Below are 17,028 nucleotides of genomic sequence, written 5' to 3'. Positions count from 1 at the left end.
CGTAAATTTATTGAATAGTCATCGATTAATTCGAGAGAGATTTTATGAGCAATCGTATTCAACAGGGAAGCTTGAACATTGATAGCACCCTCTACCAATTAGTTAATGAACAGGTGATGCCAGGCACTGGCATTAATGCTGACGACTTTTGGCAATCTTTTGAGTCCATTCTTAAAGACTTAGCGCCTAAAAACCGCGCGCTGTTAATTAAGCGTGATGATCTACAGCATCAGATTGACGCTTGGCACCAAGAGCGGACAGGGCATGCAATAGATGCAGCAGAATACAAACAGTTCCTACAAGAGATTGGTTACCTAGTACCAGAAGGCAATGACTTCCAAGTCACCACTGCCAGTGTTGAACCTGAGATTGCGACGCAAGCAGGTCCTCAGTTGGTTGTTCCTATTATGAATGCTCGCTTTGCCTTGAATGCTGCTAATGCTCGTTGGGGAAGTCTTTACGACGCGCTTTATGGAACAGACGTCATCAGTGAAAATGATGGTGCAGAGAAAGGTGGAAGCTTTAATCCGGTTCGTGGAGCAAAAGTGGTGGCTTATGCCCGAGAGTTTCTTGATGAAGCAGCACCGCTAAATGGTGTTTCTCATAAAGACGTGACTAAATACAGTATCAGCAACGTCAGTATCGGCAATACGTTAACCGCAACGTTGGAAAACGGTGAGGAAGTTACGTTGATCGACAGTGATCAGTTCATTGGATACCAAGGGGATGCAAGCGCACCATCTTGCATCTTGTTGAAGCATAATAATCTGCATATTGAGATTCAAATCGATCCGACAGCTCCTATTGGAAGTGTTGATGCTGCGGGTATTAAGGACGTGCTGGTAGAAGCGGCACTTACTACGATTATGGATTGCGAAGATTCAGTAGCTGCAGTGGATGGTGAAGACAAAGCGCTTGCCTATCGAAACTGGTTAGGGCTGATGAAAGGCGATCTACAAGAATCGCTTGAGAAAAATGGTAAAACCATTGTTCGTAGTCTTAATCCTGACCGCCATTATACTAGCGTGTCTGGCGGAGAAATTTCGCTCAAAGGCCGCAGTATGTTGTTTATACGAAATGTGGGTCATTTGATGACGAACCCGGCCATTATTGATGCGCAAGGTAATGAAGTGCCTGAAGGTATTATGGATGGCATGATTACATCGTTAATTGCAATGCATGACTTAAAAGGTAACAGCAAGTATCAAAACTCAACCGCTAACAGTATTAATATCGTTAAGCCTAAGATGCACGGCCCTGAAGAGGTAGCATTTACCAATGAGCTGTTTGGTCGTATTGAAGATGCCCTCGGTTTAGAGAGATACACCATCAAAGTTGGCATCATGGATGAAGAACGCCGTACATCGGTTAACTTGAAAGAGTGTATCCGCGCTGCGAAAGATCGTGTGGTGTTTATTAACACTGGGTTCTTAGACCGAACTGGTGATGAAATTCATACCAGTATGGAAGCTGGTCCCTTCGCTCCTAAAGCACAGCTGAAGAGTATGACTTGGATTGGTGCATACGAAGATCAAAACGTCGACCTTGGTCTTGCCTGTGGGTTGCAAGGTAAAGCGCAAATTGGTAAAGGGATGTGGCCTGAGCCTGATAATATGGCCAAGATGATGGAAGCTAAAATTGGTCACCCGCAAGCTGGTGCTAATACCGCTTGGGTTCCGTCACCAACAGCAGCAACACTCCATGCGCTGCACTACCATAAAGTGAGTGTGCCTAGCCGCCAAAAAGAATTACGCGAGCGGGTTCGAGCGAATGTAGATGATATCTTGACGATTCCATTACTAGGCAATCAAAAGTTGACGGCGAAAGACATTCAAAGCGAGTTAGATAACAATACGCAAGGTATCTTAGGTTATGTTGTACGCTGGATTGACCAAGGTGTTGGTTGCTCTAAAGTACCTGATATCAATGATATTGGCCTGATGGAAGATAGAGCGACACTACGTATCTCTAGTCAACATATCGCCAACTGGCTACGTCACGGCATCTGTGATGAGGCGCAGGTTATGAAAACCATGAAGCGTATGGCGGCGGTTGTTGATGAGCAAAATGCAGGTGACCCTAACTACAAAAATATGGCGCCTGATTTTGAAAGTAGCATTGCGTTTTCAGCCGCATGCCAGCTTGTATTTGAAGGCTGTGCACAACCTAATGGTTACACGGAACCTGTTCTTCATGCGATGCGTTTGAAGCTAAAAGCAACCCAACACTAAACAATCAACTATAAAAGATACACCCCCAATTAAACCGAGCCCAAGGTGCCGCGCTTTATAGCGCGGTTTTTTTTATCTTGCGATAAAGGGTTTTGAACGTCGGGTGGAAAAATGACAGATAAAAAAACACCGAGAACATAGTCTCGGTGTGAAAGATAGTAATAGTAAACTCGGGAGGGCTGAGTCTCCCAATACAAAAATCTTAAGGATCGTTGGCTACATAGTGATGTAGAAACAGTTTGATCATATATTCACCACTCCTATTGGAACATTAGACTAAAGTGGTAAAGCGAATAGCAAACTTGAAAACTGATTTTTCATTTTTATTTCACAGAATTTTTTGCGTTTGATGAGATTTTTGCTACTACACACTTCAAAACCGCATAGTCGTAGTTCTGCTCAAGGTACTCATAAAGTGGCTTGAGTTTGTAATCTTGCAATGTCTTTAAACTTATTGCTGCTGTTGTGATGGTGTCATACTCTGCCTCACTAATATCGACGACTTGTTCGAGTTGGCAGGCATTGATTTCTATCGCTTTGGCTAAATGAGCCAATACCGTTGCTAGTTTTATATTCCGCTCAGTCGCAATCTGGTCAGGCGTTAATCCTTGTTGAAGTCGTGTCAGTGACTCAAGCTCAGTCTCATTTAAGACGGTTTCTTGTTCTGTTTTGGGCTCGATAGCATCAATAAAGCGCTGACCATATTTACTGATTTTAGTCTCGCCAAAACCGGAGATTTGATGCAGATCGTTAAGTTGTTGAGGTCTCTCAATCGACAGCGCTTCTAGTGTCGCGTCGCTACAAATGATATAGGCCGGAACTTGTTGCTCTGTCGCTAAGGATGATCGCACCTGTTTTAATACATCAAACTGTTTGATGTCTCCTGTTGAAAGTCCAGTACGGCGACCTTTAGTGCTAGAGCGAGCTTTTGAATTAGAACTACGAAGCTTTCGCAATTGTATGGGGGCTTCACCTTTTAAGTATGGTCGACAATGTTCGGTCAAGCGGAGACTGCCATGGTCGCCATGTACCTCTAGCAGGTTCATGGCAAGCAATTGACGAAATACGCCTTGCCATTGTTTCGCATTTAATTCGGTGCCGATACCGAACGTAGAGACGTTATGGTGCTGGTTCTGTTCAATTCTTTGGTCTGACTTGCCAAGTAGAATATTAATTAAATAGCTGGCACCAAAGCGTTGCTCGGTACGAAACACGGTAGAAAGTGCTTTTTGAGTCGCTTTGAGTCCATCCCAAGTCTCGGGTGGTGTAAGGCAGTTATCACAGTTACCGCACGGCTGTTCCAGGGATTCTCCAAAATAAGCCAAGAGTGCTTGGCGTCGACAAGTAGCAAGGTCGCAGTAGCCCAGCAGTGCATTGAGTTTTTGAATGGAAGTAAATTTGAATTGCTCCGAAGCGTCGGAGTTTTGCACCATTTGGCGTTGTAATACCATATCTTGCATGCCAAATGCCATCCAGGCATTGGCTGGCTGACCATCACGTCCGGCACGTCCTGTTTCTTGATAATAGGCTTCGATGCTCTTCGGCAGGCTTAAGTGTCCAACAAAACGTACATTAGGCTTATCAATCCCCATACCAAACGCAATCGTGGCAACTATGATGATGCCATCTTCTCGTAAGAACCTTTGTTGATTCAACGCTCGCTGATCCGCAGACATACCCGCATGATAAGGGAGGGCAACTTTACCTAACTCGTTGAGCCATTGAGCTGTTTCTTCCACCTTTTTTCGGGACAGGCAATAGATAATACCTGCATCTTCAGGATGATGAGCTTGGATAAATGACCAGAGTTCTTGCTTGGCATTGCTAAGGTCTGAGACGTGATATTGAATGTTCGGTCTATCAAAACTGTGAACAAAGACCTCGGCGTTCTCCAAGGCCAGCTGCTCGATAATTTCTTGCTGTGTTCGACTATCCGCAGTCGCGGTAAGTGCTATTCGTGGAACAGAAGGAAAGCGCTGCTTTAGGACATCTAGCTTTTGGTATTCAGGACGAAAGTCGTGTCCCCATTGGCTAACGCAGTGTGCTTCATCAATGGCAAATAATGATAAATGGCACTGCTCTAGCAGACCAAGCGTTCGCTCCAGCATCAGTCGTTCTGGAGCTACATACAAAATATCGATATCCCCAGATCTTAGCTGTTGTTCGACAATCTGCTGATCATAGGGCGTTAAAGTTGAGTTTAAATATGCGGCTTTTACACCTATCTGATGAAGGGCATCGACTTGGTCTTGCATCAAAGCAATGAGTGGTGACACAACAATCCCAACCCCTTGCCGCAAAATGGCAGGGATCTGATAACAGATCGATTTACCGCCTCCAGTAGGCATTAAGGTTAGTACATCGTTTCCTGATATAAGAGTGTTGATGATGGACTCTTGCTGATGACGGAACTCATCATAACCAAAAAGGGATTTGAGTAATTGTTGTGGAGTCATTGGTTTGGCTATATTCGGATAGGTCGACACAGTTTCTCAATCGTGACGATCGTTTTCAAGCGCAGTCTGTTGTCACTTGAGGTTACTCGGGTTAACTCAATGAAAGGATGCAATAAAAGTTGTAGTCGATGGTTTAGAAATCAAAAAAACGGATTAAGTAGGAAAGAAGGGGAAGAAGAGATAGTCGGGCTTAGCTTGGCATATAAGCCCGACTTATACGGAGCTTTGGAATACGTTAGCACTCCATTGCTAGTCACTTTTTGTTGCAAGTGACGTCTTTTTAGAACAAAGGGTAACTAAAAAGTTCCATTACCCTTGTTCAAAAAGTTGGTTTATAGACCTTTGATGTTCTCAACTTCAAGTTCGTTGAAGTAGCGAACAGTCTTCACTTTAAGCTCTTGCTGAGCTGCATCGTCAGCAACGATGATCGCTTTGCGGTGCATTTGAAGTGCTGTCACTGTCCACATGTGATTTACAGAACCTTCAACTGCCATTTGTAGAGCAAGTGCTTTGTTGTGACCTAGAGTTAGGATCATTACTTCTTCTGCATCTAGAAGAGTCGCCACACCGATAGTTAGTGCGTACTTAGGTACTTGATTGATATCGTTATCGAAGAAACGAGAGTTAGCGATACGAGTATCTTCTGTCAGAGTTTTGATACGAGTACGAGATGCTAGAGAAGAACCTGGCTCATTGAATGCGATATGACCATCAATACCCACACCACCCATGAATAGGTTGATCTTGCCGTATGAACGAATCTTTTCTTCGTACGCAGCACAGTGAGCATCGATGTCATCAGCAAGACCGTCAAGAAGGTTGATGTTCTCTTCTTGGATGTCTACATGATTGAAGAAGTTGTTGTACATGAACGAACGGTAAGATTCTGGGTGCTCAGGGTCGATACCAACGTACTCATCCATGTTGAAAGTAACAACGTTTTTGAAGCTTACTTCACCAGCGTTGTATAGTGCGATCAGCTCTTTGTATGTAGAAAGAGGTGTTCCACCAGTTGGCAAACCTAGAACAAATGGTTTTTCAGCAGTTGGTTGGAATGCATTGATACGCTCTGCGATATGGCGTGCTGCCCACTTACCTACTTGTTCTGCGTTTTGTAATGGAATAAGTCTCATGTTGATCCCCTAATAATAGAATTTAGTTTGTTCTGAAACATTAATTCGCATTATAAAATAAGTTTTTCGAGTCGGCTATTACTTTTCTGTGAATTTTGCGATTTTTCTTGATCGGGATCGCTTTTCATTAGCTTTATGTCGACAAAATCGACAAAGTGAAAGGGATGAAAGTTAAAAATTTCGATAGGTAAATAAAGTGGTTACGACGCGTAAGCTAGGTCATTTTTGAGGGGAAAAGCTAAGAGGGCGCGATGCACCCTCTAGAATTCTTTAGATAGCTTGACCGTTTGCAGTAACTGCAACATCGACATTGCCTCGTAGAGCGTTTGAATATGGGCATACTTGGTGCGCAACACGAACCAGTTCAATAGCAGCGGCATCTTCCATATCTAATGTCACATCAAGCGCAACATCCAAAACAAATCCGCCTTGTTCGTTTGCTTTTAATGCAACCGTTGCCTTTGTCGGCGCCGCTTTTAGGCCAAGCTTCTGCTGCTGAGCAACATGAAGGATTGCGTTCGAAAAACACGCTGAATAACCAGCAGCAAAAAGCTGTTCTGGGTTAGTCGCCGTTCCCGTGCCGCCAAGTGCTTTAGGATATGACAACGCAAGATCTAATAGACCGTCATCTGTAGTCACTTGTCCGTTACGTCCAGCAAGAGCGGTAGCAGAAGTTGTATAAAGTGCAGACATGATTCATTCCTTATGTATTAATAATGATTGTGTGTAATTAGATTGTGCACAAATCATATTGCCAAATAAGAGTGATTGCAAGTATATTGTGCGCAATATAAATAAATGGTTTGGAAAGATATGAAGTTCGACCAGCTAGAGTCATTAGATATCGATAAGCAAGTTTGCTTTGCACTTTACAGCGCTAGTAATGCACTGACGCGAGCTTATCGACCAATTTTGGAACAGATTGACCTGACATATCTGCAATACATGACCATGCTTGTATTGTGGAAGAAAGCCCCGATGAACGTTAAAGACATTGGTGCAGACTTGAAGTTGGATTCTGGAACGCTCACTCCTTTACTTAAAAGACTTGAACAGAAAGGGCTTGTGGAGAGAAAACGCAGTGAAACAGACGAGCGTGCGAGAATGATTACTGTCACAGAACAGGGCTTTGCTCTGCGTGAAAAAGCCATGTCAGTCCCCAACTCCATTGCATGTAAGGCTCAATTGGAACTGGAAGACGCGCTGACATTAAAACGAATCTGTGAACAATTGACCAATAACCTAATGGATTAGTACTTGATGGATATCGAAGGATTATCAAAAGTAGGCTTTAAGCACCTTCTGGCGCTTCATGTCATGCTTGACACAAGCAGTGTCACCAAATCAGCAGAAGTACTGTCGGTTACGCCATCCAGTGTGAGCAAAACCATCACTCAGTTACGTGAAATATTAGACGATGAATTGTTCTACCGTGATGGTTCTCAACTCACGCCAACCCCTTATGCCGTAAAAATCGCGCCATTGATTCACTCTATGCTGGCAAGTATGAACGGTTTATTGAACCAAACACGATTTGAACCAAACTCATTTGAAGGCCGATTCAGCCTATCGATGAGAGAAAGCACTTTTGAGTTGTTCGCGCATTCCTTGGCGCGGCTGACCATAGAGTGCACGCCAAAGGCCAAACTCCAAATCATGACAAAGGCTCGATTTGGCTTCGACGCTTTGCACAGTGGCCAAGTAGATTTCATTATTCTCCCTCACGATGTGAGCCAAGCCCCAACCAATACCAAAGAGTTGATTTGGGAAGTGATTCTGGAAGATGAATTGGTTTGCCTAATGTCTTCTGACAACCCGTTAGCAGGACGTGAACTGACAATTGATGATTACCTAAATAGTCAGCATATCGGTATTTCAGATGCCGAACTTAATCGCCCTTATTTTGAGCAGACTCTACGCCAGAAATATCGCGCTAGAGATGTAAAAGTGAATGTTTCAGACTTCGGTGCAGCAGCTGTACTGTGTCATCAATCCAATTTGCTGTTTACTTGCTCTAAAAAATGGGCCGATATTGCGCTTCAAGCAAAAGGATTGGTAGCAAAACCCTTGCCTTTTGAATACGGTAAGGTGGCATACAGTTTGGTGTGGAACCGAGCTAGCATTAACGATCATGCCATCGCATGGCTATGTAATTATCTTCGAAATCTCGCTTAACCCTTAGCTGCTTGTTTATGAAAACCGTATTGGCAGTTGCATATTGATAGGTGATGAAATAGTCTGTTATTTCATCACTAAGGAAATTCATATGTGTGCACAGTCTAACTACCTCTGGCTTCTACTCGATATACCAGTAGCTCGGTAGGTTTTTCTGTGCCTGGCTACGAGTAAAGCGTAGCCAGTCCACACCGCTTATTCTCGTAGCCTTTATTGAAAGGGAGTAAGAATGAGCAACGCGATAGAATCATCCCAAACGTCATCGAAGCCCCAATATGTTAAAGGGTTAATGTTCGCTTTATCTGGAGCGGCGCTTTTCTCACTCAAGCCGATATTGATTAAAATCGCTTTTCAATATGGTGGCGATGCTACAACCATCATGTCGTTGCGCGCATTTAGCTCGCTGCCTTTTTATTTATTGGTGCTTTGTATTCTTTGTCGCTCAGCGGAAAAGCGCCAGCACGTTAGACGTCATGGCTGGCAAGCTGCATTAGTAGGCGTTTTAGGTTACTACGTTGCCAGTTATCTAGATATAGCCGCATTGGAGTACATCAGTGCTCAACTCGAACGGTTACTTATATTCCTATTCCCCAGCTTCGTGGTGCTATTTTCTTGGGTATTTTTGGGACAAGCGCCGTCCAAGCTTGTGCTTAAAGCCGTTGGTATAGGGTATTTAGGTATTGGTTTTATTATCGCTCACGACTTACAGTCTTTTGGCGGAGAAGTATGGAAGGGGAGTGGCTTGGCTATAGCATCGGCGATCGTGTTTGCCGCTTACTTAATGTTAAGTAAAAACATCATAAGTAAGATAGGAAGCGAGCTGTTTACCAGTATTGGTATGGGTAGCGCCGGATTAGCGATCCTAGTGCATTTGTCCTTATCAGGGATTAGTCCGAGTGACTGGTCGTTTCCTCTAATTTTGCTGGGTATTATATTAGGAATCTTCTGCACAGTGCTTCCCTCTTACCTTATCGCAGCTGGAATGGCACGACTAACCGCGACCGAATTGAGTGTCACCTCAAATATAGGTCCCGGCATTACGGCATTAGCGGCGGTGTTTGTTCTAGGTGAGGCATTTACTGTCTATCACGCCGTTGGGTTATGCTTAGTACTGTACTCGGTATACAGTATGAAACAGGCAAACTAAGATATCACTGTGGCTAGATTGGTTACCCAACTAGCCATATCTAGCCACATTAGACATAGCGGAGGAAAGGTTTATTTCCATGCGCTACCGAACTGAATATAGGTTGTCCACTCTTCAGGTCCTTTTGCGACGTCGATACCCATACGCAAACCAAGCTGACGGGCAAGCAAGTATCGAAAACCGGCACCTTGGGTATAATATACTTTGCTTCTAGAGATGCTTTCATCATGATTGAATGCAGTACCTGCACCAGCAAATCCAAGAATCGTCCAGCGATTATCAATGTCATAGCTCAGTTCGATTTCACCCAAGGCCGTATTGTCGCCACGATAACGCATGGCTGCTATGCCTCTCATTTCAATAAATGGTTTGGCGTACACTTCTGCTCGTGGGTCAACGTTGTCCGAAATAGATTTTACATCTGCGCGCAGGCCTAGCCCCCATTGTGATGAAAGTCTCGAGTAGTTGAGGAAATAAGCATTGTATTTTTGGTAGTCAAATTGACCCCCGAAGGCTTTTCTATGGTAATCCAGTTTGATACCCGCTTTAGTCCCTTCTCTTGGAGAAAACTGGTTGTTGCGACTATCGTACATCGCTCGAATGCCCACTCGTCCATCTCTAGAGTTTAATGCTAGCTCATTCAATTGGTCGAAGGTCGATGTCGAAGACATATAGCTGTAAGCGCCACCAAGGAAGAAGTTTGACTCTCCTAATCGAAAATCAATCTCCTGAAAGAAATACAATCCTTTTAAACTTAGATCGAGAGGGGTATCTTGTTCGTACATTTTCAAGTTGAACTGTGCGCCAAACAAACCGCCAAGATAACGGATTTTGTCGTTACGCCAGTTGCCAGAATGAAAACCACCATAAAGATGGGAGCCGTTGCTTGTTCCAAGCGCCATCAACCCGGAAGCACTGGCTGGAATATCTTCAACTTTTTCACCGGCCAAGCGTTTCGCTTTACGTTCGTCTGATTCGTGGAAGAAAAGCAGCGCTGCACCACCACCGACGCCAACTGCTGGGTCAGTGACTGTAAGGGGAACTGGCAAAAAACCAGCGGCGTTATCCAAGATAAATTGGCTGCCATCCAGTCTGCCGTCCGTAGGGTCGATAAAACTGTCCATCATTCCCGCACTGGTGTTTTTTGAAATGAAAACAAGTGGTAGTGACAGTAAAGCGAATAGGTGGGTTCTATTAGGTATTTGCATGTTTTGCTACTTAGTTAGGCCTATTAGGTGAAAGTTGACTCCCTATTTTTCCTTTATTCTATAAAGGATTCTGGTCTTCCTAAGTCAGATTTGTGTAGTTTAACGATGAATGAGTAAATACTCCAACTGCCATCTATTCGAATGCTTTATGAGTCTTAGTTGGACATTAGAGGGTTTACTCTAGTGGCCTTGAGACTGTGCTCTAATTGAATCAATAAATTCTAGTGGGCTGAGTAGAGCAAGAAAGGAAGCAAAAGATACAAAGTAGTGATAATTATCACAGCAAACAGTGCATAAAAAGTGAATCAGACATCGAAAAATCCTATATAAAATAGGCTCAAAATGCGGTAATGTCCGCGTGTTATTCCTAACAAATAAAAAGCGTCCAATGATTAATAAGTTCTTAAGCTTGTCCGACACAGCGAAGGGGATTAGCGCGTCGATTTTAGCCTCATGCTTGTTTGGCTTATTGCCTCTTTATGTTCAATTTCAGCCCGAGTTAGAAGCATTTAATGTTGCGGGAGGCGAAGGGCATTGGATCGCGGCACAGCGTATTATCTGGAGTGTGCTTGTTGTGCTCTTGTTTCTTACACTGAGCCGAAGAATTGGTATGCTTTTTAGCGCGCTAAAGCAAGTCAACCGCTGGCATCGGTATTTGTTCTCTGCGTTACTCGTTGGACCGCAATACTGGATTTTTGTTTGGGCACCTCTATATGGGGAGACCTTGTCAGTCGCCTTAGGCTACTTCTCTCTACCTTTAGTGCTGGTGGTGGTTGGGCGATTTGTTTATGGCGATAGACTGACACCGCTACAAACTCTGGCTTGCTGTGTGGCTGGTGCCGGGGTGATATACGCTTATATGATGGCTGAAGGGTTATCGTGGATAGTGCTTTTGATTGCGCTTGGCTATCCAGTTTATTTTGTCCATAGGAGGACTTTGGGTGTCAAAAGCGATGTTGGTTTTGCGCTCGATAATTTATTCCTGTTGCCATTTGCGTTAGGGGCCACACTCTATCTTCAACCATGGAGTTATATCCAGCAATTGGATGCATCGGTTTGGATTTACTATGTTGGCTTGGCGGTAGCTGGCTCAGTTCCTATGTTGCTCTTTTTGTTTGCGTCACAGTCTTTATCTATGTCGCTCTTTGGCTTGTTAGGGTATGTTGAACCTGTTTTAGTATTCTGTGTAGGACTACTGTTAGGGGAGCGTGTGGCTGCGAGTGATATGCCGACGTATTTATTGGTGATGGTTGCTTTACTAATATTAGCCATAGATGGGTTAAAACGCGCCCGTTCTCACGGTGCGGTGAAATAATCAGTTTACCAAGTATTAGCATAGAGAATTGATGATGTTAGAAAAGATTTGGTCAGAATATCAATCAGGCTTGCGAAACTTCTTGAGAAGTAAGATTTCCAACGAATCGGATGCGGAAGATGTGCTGCAGGAAATTTTGATAAAAACGTATCAGAATCTCGATAAGCTACAGAACCCAGACAGCATCAAATCTTGGCTATTCCAAATCGCTAATCGTTCCGTAATCGATTTTTATCGAGCAAATGGTAAAGCTTCTTTGGCAGAGGGAGAAACTTTGTGGTACGAAAGCTCAGAAGAAGATGCCAAGCAACAACTCGCGAGTTGCATTCAGCCATTGATGAGCTCATTGTCTGATTCTTCGGCCGAGCTTTTACAGTCGATAGATATTGAGGGTAAGTCGCAGAAAGAAGTCGCTGAGGAACTAGGTGTTAGTTACTCAACACTGAAGTCGCGAGTGCAAAAAAGTCGCACAGAATTGAAAACTGTGTATGAGCAATGCTGCCGTTTCTCCTTTGACTCGCAAGGCGCTGTCATGGATTACGAAGCGAAACAATCGAAATGTAATAAGTGTTAGCTTTTCAGTCTCAGTTGAATTCAGTGCAGTGCCGATTAAGTGGCACTGCACCCTACTTTATTCTTGAGATATTACATTACCGAGCTAAAACTTCCCAAGGGCACTTCTAAAGTGTTTTCACCCACTCTAATCGGGCTTCCAATCATTTCGTCATACGCATTGTCTTGTCTTAGAACCACTTCTTTTGCCTCAATGTTGTGGCACAATCTGCGCATATCAACGATATTGTGGCTGCGTATCAGTCGCCCATTTTCTTCAGTAATGTAGTGTTCGTCACCATCAATAATCACCGATGCTTGATAAAGCGACATTTCAAGTGAGTGTATGACCAACTTATCAAACTGAGCAAACTGTTCCAAAGCGCTTAATTTTGTGTTCATGCTAACTCCTCCTTGCTAGACAAATCTCATACGATGCTAGTTGGTAAATTGTTCAAATAATGGTCTAGGAGGCTTTGGGTACATCAGGTTGAGAAGGTGTTTGTTAGTGATTTTTAATTTGGTTTACAATGTAAATGCAAGGCGTAGCAAGGATGCTATGCCTTGTATCTATGGTTTGTGACTACTTCAATTTTCCTACCATGCCGCTTGGAATATTTCCGCGATTTCTTGTTTAGTCGCCTGACGAGGATTGGTTAAACAGCAAACATCATTCAGTGTACTTTCTGATAGTTTATCAATATCACCTTGGTTAACGCCTAGTTCTGCTAACGTCGCAGGAATGTTAACCTTTCTTGCAAGCTCATCCATCGCTTCAATTGCCAGCTCAGCTGCCTCCTCTGTCGTTAATCCATGAACCTCTTTGCCCATTGCTTGCGCAATATCGACGAATTTTTCAGGGTTAGCCGTGAGATTAAAACGTTGAACATGAGGAAGGAGTACGGCATTACAAATACCATGTGGAAGGTGATAAGTTGCCCCTAACTGATGAGCCATCGCATGTACGTAGCCAAGAAGCGCGTTGTTAAATGCGATACCTGCCATAAACTGTGCGTAAGCCATCAGCTCCCGAGCTTTGAGGTTACTTCCGTTGCTGACACACGTTGGCAAATGTTTGTTAATCAGCTCAATTGCTTTTAATGCAACCGTGTCTGTGATCGGGTTCGCGGCAACTGAGACGTAAGCTTCAATAGCGTGAGTAAGTGCATCCATGCCTGTTGCAGCGGTCAGTGATCTCGGCATGGCAAGCATTAACTGAGGGTCGTTGACCGAAATCAATGGGGTTACCTTTTGATCAACGATCGCCATTTTGATTTGTCTGCTTTCATCCGTGATGACACTAAACATCGTCATCTCAGAAGCGGTACCAGCTGTGGTATTAATCGCAACTAAGGGGAAGGGTGATTTGCGTGCTTTGTTAATTCCCTCATAGTCGGTGATTTTGCCACCATTAGTTGCGACCAAGGCGATACCTTTCGCACAATCATGAGGTGAGCCACCACCAACAGAAATAATAAGATCACAATCATTGTCTACTAACGTAACTAGACCTTGTTCTACATTGTCGATGGTAGGGTTAGGCTGTGTTCCATCGTAAATGGTAAAAGATATGCCTTTGGCGGTGAGTTGATCAGTAATCGTTGCCACTAGGCCAATTTGAGTTAAAACGGTATCCGTCACTATCAGTGCTTTATTGAAGCCTTGCTGGTGAATGGTATCAACGGCTTGAGACAAACAACCGCTGCCTAACAAATTGGTAGAGGGAAGGATAATAGAACTGCTCATTTGAATGCTCCTTGCTATTCGACCTGATGTATATGATGGCGAGAAGCTAACATGGGTAAGAGTAAGTTCTTATGATGTAAATCAATGGGTTAGTATGAAGTAAAATTAGTGCGAATAATGTACTAAACCTTTTAAAACAATTGGTTAAGACTTTTTGGTGAAGTGATTTATCGCTATTTATGGTAATGAGCACCTTGAGCTATTAACAATACAGATGGTTAGATGTGACCAAGTTCACCAAGTGTTACTTTAGATAAGGCTCTATCAGCTTCAAGAGTGTGAGCAATTAATTTTCGTGCATCATCAAGTTCAAAGCCCTGATCTAATGATCGGTCCGCTTCTTTAGTGACCATTTTTAGGAGCTCAATAGAGGAAGAAATATCGTCAATTGACCCTTTTAGCTCGCTCAGTATCTGAAGACTAAAAAGCTGCTCAGTGAGCTTTTTAATCGCAGATTCGAGATCATAGGCGTCCTCTCTCAGATACATCGTAGTTTTGTATTTTTCCAGTCGCCGAAGTGTGTCGATTAAGCACTCTTGAAGAGTTAACTGATCCATAGTCATTCCTCAATCAGGGTCGTATTCTCCTAGCTTGGGATATAATTACCGAATATCGAACTTTATAAGTACTTTTGTGACCAGTTTCCGATTTTCTAAGGTATCAAACCTTTCATTTTGGTCAGTCCCCATGCGCCCGTGGTAACGATATCCTGGATCTTTCCTTCGATGATCATGGTTTCAAACTCTTTGATCGTGAAGGCTTGAGTGATGAGATCTTCTTCTTCACTATCAAGGCGTTGTTGCTTTTGAGTCAGTTCAGTGGCGAAGTAAATGTGGCAAGTTTGATTGAGGAAACCGTACGCGATGAGTTGCTTGCCTACATATGTCATATTTTGAGCTTCAAGTCCGGTTTCTTCTAATAACTCACCCTTGGCGAGATCCAGATGATCGGCGTCGGGATTAGACTCCCAGGCCCCCTGAGGAAGCTCCCAAAAGCGATCGCCCACCGAATATCGGAACTGTTGAACTAAGTGGATGTTCTGACCGTCAAGAGCAATAATAACCGCGCAATCTGGTTTATCTACTACGCCATAGATTCCTTCTTTGCCACTGGGTCGCTCTATTCTATCTTCGCGAACTGTCATCCAATTGTTCTTATAAACGACTTTTGAATCTAGCGTTTTTATGGTCATGCAATTCCGGCCTTTAAATTGTTCTAGGAGAGATAAATCACATTACCTCTATCTCTTACAATTTCAATAAGAAAAAACGAGAATTCAAAGAATTAGATCCTATTCTTATAGAAAATCATACTGTTAATGGATGACCAAATGAAACAGTGGCTGATAGTATTTTTGAGTTATTGTGTCGTCATGACTTCTTGGGCAGAGAGTGCTTTTCCTTTAGCCCCCCCGGATACCAGTACGCCAAAAGCAACTTATGAAAGCTATCTTAAGCGAGTGACTGAGGCTAATTTGGCTCTGGGAGAGGTATATGGCGATATTGCTAATGTAAGTGTGGAGCAAAAGCAGAATATCTTCGCGCTGTTCGATAAAGCCTCACAAACTTTCGATCTTTCTGCCATTTCCGATCTCAATCGTCATAGAGTTGCGATGGAATCGGTAATGTTAATGAAAGAGGTTCTGGATCGTATCCCAAGCTTTGACCCGGCAATGATACCCGATTCTAAAGACGTTCAAAGTTGGACGATTCCGAACACCAATATACAAATAGTAAAACAAGAGTCTGGTAATTATCTGTTCGCAAGACAGACGGTAGCGAATCTTCATTATTATTACTCGTTAGTGAAACACTTACCCTCGAAGTTGGAATCCACGCCTGATTATTATCAATATTATTCATTGAGTGCAGGACGATTGATTCCGCCAACGTGGTTTTCACTCATTGACTCGTTACCTCCCTCGATGATGTCTGAGATCGCCGATCAAGCTGTATGGCAATGGGTTGCGTTCCTATTATTAACCGCTCTTCTTACAGGTTACGCGTATTTAGTCTATCGACAGGTGCACCATGCGCTGTTGAAGCCCTCTTTGATGGCACTAGGATTGTTTGGCTATACATGGATTGCTGATTATCAGCTCAATCTAACTGGTGGTCTGATGAACCTTCTTAATGTGGCAGGGGAGTTATTGTTCTGGCCTTTGATTGCACAAGTCGCATACATCGTCGCATCTTCAAGTTGTAAAGTGTTATTCGCAGGCAATGGCCAGGTTAGCGGCTTGAAGAAGAGTTTGAGTCAAATCACCGGAACCATTGTTGGTACCTTATGTGGGGTAGCAATTCTTGGGTTCGGTTTACATCGTTTGGGTGTCCCAGTGTATGGGATTGTGACCGGGCTAAGTCTAGGTGGTATGGCAATTGCTCTGGCGATAAAACCTACAATGGAAAACCTGATAGGCGGGGTCATTCTATTTATGGACAAGTCTTTGTCTGTTGGCGACTTTTGTAAAGTAGGTAGTGTTTCTGGAGTAGTTGAGCAAATTGGTGTTCGTTCTACATTGATTCGCGCTAAAGACCGAACGCAAGTCACTATCGCTAACGGCGATCTAGTGAAAATGCAAATCATCAATTTCAGCCGCAGGGACCGTTATCCACTTTTGGTGACTCTCAATCTTCGCTATGAAACTCCAATGGAAACGATGGTGAGCTTGACCCGCGATATTCGTTCAATGTTGGAAGCGCATGAGTTGATTTTGGTATCACCACTCAGAGTACACTTTTCTTCGTTCAGCGATTACAGTCTGGATATTGATGTATTCGCCCACATTGATACCCAAGAGCGGGAAGCGTTTTTGACCATCCAGCAAGAGTTATTGATGAAGATAAATCAGATAGTCGCTGAGCATGAAGCCAAATTTGCCTTACCATCGAATACCACGTATCTAAAGTCCGACTTCCAGTTTAACAATCCCGATCAGCTCAAAGTCGCGGGCGATAGAGACTGAATTCTTCGCAGATTATTCAATAGAGGCGATTCTCCGTCCCTTGCTTACATAATTTGTCCTTCAAATTGTTAATCAGCGCTAGCACCCTAGCGCTGATTTT

The 17,028-nt window shown here is 43.5% G+C and carries 15 protein-coding genes; 7 read left to right on the top strand and 8 right to left on the bottom strand.

Features of this window, described 5'->3' with window-relative positions; translation table 11 throughout:
- Nucleotides 1-44: 44 nt before the first annotated feature.
- Nucleotides 45-2,231 (top strand): malate synthase G, encoded by a 2,187-nt coding sequence (locus JKJ11_RS22125; RefSeq protein ID WP_006070355.1) that lies wholly within the window; start codon nt 45-47, stop codon nt 2,229-2,231.
- Between the two features lie 323 nt (nt 2,232-2,554).
- On the opposite strand, the gene recQ is transcribed toward JKJ11_RS22125, so the two are convergent.
- From recQ to ohr, 3 genes are all read right to left on the bottom strand, one after another.
- Nucleotides 2,555-4,687 carry a DNA helicase RecQ gene (gene recQ, locus JKJ11_RS22120; protein WP_252039208.1) on the bottom strand — a complete coding sequence of 711 codons (2,133 nt, stop codon included), beginning with the start codon at nt 4,685-4,687 and terminating at the stop codon, nt 2,555-2,557.
- A 332-nt stretch (nt 4,688-5,019) separates the two neighbouring features.
- Nucleotides 5,020-5,820 (bottom strand): glucosamine-6-phosphate deaminase, encoded by an 801-nt coding sequence (gene nagB / locus JKJ11_RS22115; protein ID WP_031493925.1) that lies wholly within the window; start codon nt 5,818-5,820, stop codon nt 5,020-5,022.
- A gap of 270 nt (nt 5,821-6,090) precedes the next feature.
- Nucleotides 6,091-6,513, bottom strand: a complete 423-nt coding sequence (ohr, locus tag JKJ11_RS22110) for an organic hydroperoxide reductase Ohr (RefSeq protein ID WP_031493924.1) — start codon at nt 6,511-6,513, stop codon at nt 6,091-6,093.
- A 105-nt stretch (nt 6,514-6,618) separates the two neighbouring features.
- Here ohr and ohrR point away from each other — a divergent pair, with 105 nt between their 5' ends.
- From ohrR to JKJ11_RS22095, 3 genes are all read left to right on the top strand, one after another.
- On the top strand, nt 6,619-7,074 hold the full coding sequence (gene ohrR / locus JKJ11_RS22105; RefSeq protein ID WP_239921482.1) for a transcriptional regulator OhrR: 456 nt from the start codon (nt 6,619-6,621) through the stop codon (nt 7,072-7,074).
- Between the two features lie 6 nt (nt 7,075-7,080).
- Entirely contained in the window at nt 7,081-7,995 is a 915-nt protein-coding gene (locus JKJ11_RS22100; RefSeq protein WP_006070360.1) for a LysR family transcriptional regulator, read from the top strand.
- A gap of 229 nt (nt 7,996-8,224) precedes the next feature.
- The gene (locus JKJ11_RS22095; RefSeq protein ID WP_038227399.1) at nt 8,225-9,142 is read left to right on the top strand and encodes a DMT family transporter; all 918 of its coding nucleotides are present in this window, start codon (nt 8,225-8,227) and stop codon (nt 9,140-9,142) included.
- 71 nt (nt 9,143-9,213) lie between these two features.
- Here JKJ11_RS22095 and JKJ11_RS22090 read toward each other — a convergent pair whose 3' ends face one another.
- The gene (locus JKJ11_RS22090; RefSeq protein WP_006070362.1) at nt 9,214-10,350 is read right to left on the bottom strand and encodes a BamA/TamA family outer membrane protein; all 1,137 of its coding nucleotides are present in this window, start codon (nt 10,348-10,350) and stop codon (nt 9,214-9,216) included.
- Between the two features lie 388 nt (nt 10,351-10,738).
- Here JKJ11_RS22090 and rarD point away from each other — a divergent pair, with 388 nt between their 5' ends.
- On the top strand, nt 10,739-11,665 hold the full coding sequence (gene rarD / locus JKJ11_RS22085) for an EamA family transporter RarD (protein ID WP_006070363.1): 927 nt from the start codon (nt 10,739-10,741) through the stop codon (nt 11,663-11,665).
- A 34-nt stretch (nt 11,666-11,699) separates the two neighbouring features.
- The gene (sigZ, locus tag JKJ11_RS22080) at nt 11,700-12,239 is read left to right on the top strand and encodes an RNA polymerase sigma factor SigZ (RefSeq protein WP_252039994.1); all 540 of its coding nucleotides are present in this window, start codon (nt 11,700-11,702) and stop codon (nt 12,237-12,239) included.
- Nucleotides 12,240-12,310: 71 nt separating this feature from the next.
- Here the strand turns inward: sigZ and JKJ11_RS22075 are convergent, their stop codons facing one another.
- The 4 genes from JKJ11_RS22075 to JKJ11_RS22060 form a co-directional block, all read right to left on the bottom strand.
- Entirely contained in the window at nt 12,311-12,619 is a 309-nt protein-coding gene (locus JKJ11_RS22075; RefSeq protein ID WP_006070365.1) for a DUF6482 family protein, read from the bottom strand.
- A gap of 195 nt (nt 12,620-12,814) precedes the next feature.
- Nucleotides 12,815-13,963, bottom strand: coding sequence for an iron-containing alcohol dehydrogenase (locus JKJ11_RS22070; protein ID WP_252039206.1), 1,149 nt, complete (start codon nt 13,961-13,963; stop codon nt 12,815-12,817).
- 218 nt (nt 13,964-14,181) lie between these two features.
- Nucleotides 14,182-14,520 carry a hypothetical protein gene (locus JKJ11_RS22065; RefSeq protein ID WP_062456122.1) on the bottom strand — a complete coding sequence of 113 codons (339 nt, stop codon included), beginning with the start codon at nt 14,518-14,520 and terminating at the stop codon, nt 14,182-14,184.
- 95 nt (nt 14,521-14,615) lie between these two features.
- On the bottom strand, nt 14,616-15,155 hold the full coding sequence (locus JKJ11_RS22060) for an NUDIX domain-containing protein (RefSeq protein ID WP_006070368.1): 540 nt from the start codon (nt 15,153-15,155) through the stop codon (nt 14,616-14,618).
- Between the two features lie 138 nt (nt 15,156-15,293).
- On the opposite strand from JKJ11_RS22060, the gene JKJ11_RS22055 reads away from it, so the two are divergent.
- The gene (locus JKJ11_RS22055; RefSeq protein ID WP_252039204.1) at nt 15,294-16,928 is read left to right on the top strand and encodes a mechanosensitive ion channel family protein; all 1,635 of its coding nucleotides are present in this window, start codon (nt 15,294-15,296) and stop codon (nt 16,926-16,928) included.
- Nucleotides 16,929-17,028 lie beyond the last annotated feature (100 nt).

The sequence above is a fragment of the Vibrio sp. SCSIO 43133 genome (genome assembly GCF_023716845.1).
Lineage (GTDB): Bacteria > Pseudomonadota > Gammaproteobacteria > Enterobacterales > Vibrionaceae > Vibrio > Vibrio mediterranei.
Note: the sequence above shows the minus strand (reverse complement) of the source record. Positions and strands in the feature narration are given on the sequence as shown.

Excerpts from the sequence above, each read along its gene's own strand:
- JKJ11_RS22125 (WP_006070355.1), top strand. The coding sequence starts at position 45 with ATGAGCAATCGTATTCAACAGGGAAGCTTGAACATTGATAGCACCCTC.
- recQ (WP_252039208.1), bottom strand. The coding sequence starts at position 4,687 with ATGACTCCACAACAATTACTCAAATCCCTTTTTGGTTATGATGAGTTC.
- nagB (WP_031493925.1), bottom strand. The coding sequence starts at position 5,820 with ATGAGACTTATTCCATTACAAAACGCAGAACAAGTAGGTAAGTGGGCA.
- ohr (WP_031493924.1), bottom strand. The coding sequence starts at position 6,513 with ATGTCTGCACTTTATACAACTTCTGCTACCGCTCTTGCTGGACGTAAC.
- ohrR (WP_239921482.1), top strand. The coding sequence starts at position 6,619 with ATGGTTTGGAAAGATATGAAGTTCGACCAGCTAGAGTCATTAGATATC.
- JKJ11_RS22100 (WP_006070360.1), top strand. The coding sequence starts at position 7,081 with ATGGATATCGAAGGATTATCAAAAGTAGGCTTTAAGCACCTTCTGGCG.
- JKJ11_RS22095 (WP_038227399.1), top strand. The coding sequence starts at position 8,225 with ATGAGCAACGCGATAGAATCATCCCAAACGTCATCGAAGCCCCAATAT.
- JKJ11_RS22090 (WP_006070362.1), bottom strand. The coding sequence starts at position 10,350 with ATGCAAATACCTAATAGAACCCACCTATTCGCTTTACTGTCACTACCA.
- rarD (WP_006070363.1), top strand. The coding sequence starts at position 10,739 with ATGATTAATAAGTTCTTAAGCTTGTCCGACACAGCGAAGGGGATTAGC.
- sigZ (WP_252039994.1), top strand. The coding sequence starts at position 11,700 with ATGTTAGAAAAGATTTGGTCAGAATATCAATCAGGCTTGCGAAACTTC.
- JKJ11_RS22075 (WP_006070365.1), bottom strand. The coding sequence starts at position 12,619 with ATGAACACAAAATTAAGCGCTTTGGAACAGTTTGCTCAGTTTGATAAG.
- JKJ11_RS22070 (WP_252039206.1), bottom strand. The coding sequence starts at position 13,963 with ATGAGCAGTTCTATTATCCTTCCCTCTACCAATTTGTTAGGCAGCGGT.
- JKJ11_RS22065 (WP_062456122.1), bottom strand. The coding sequence starts at position 14,520 with ATGGATCAGTTAACTCTTCAAGAGTGCTTAATCGACACACTTCGGCGA.
- JKJ11_RS22060 (WP_006070368.1), bottom strand. The coding sequence starts at position 15,155 with ATGACCATAAAAACGCTAGATTCAAAAGTCGTTTATAAGAACAATTGG.
- JKJ11_RS22055 (WP_252039204.1), top strand. The coding sequence starts at position 15,294 with ATGAAACAGTGGCTGATAGTATTTTTGAGTTATTGTGTCGTCATGACT.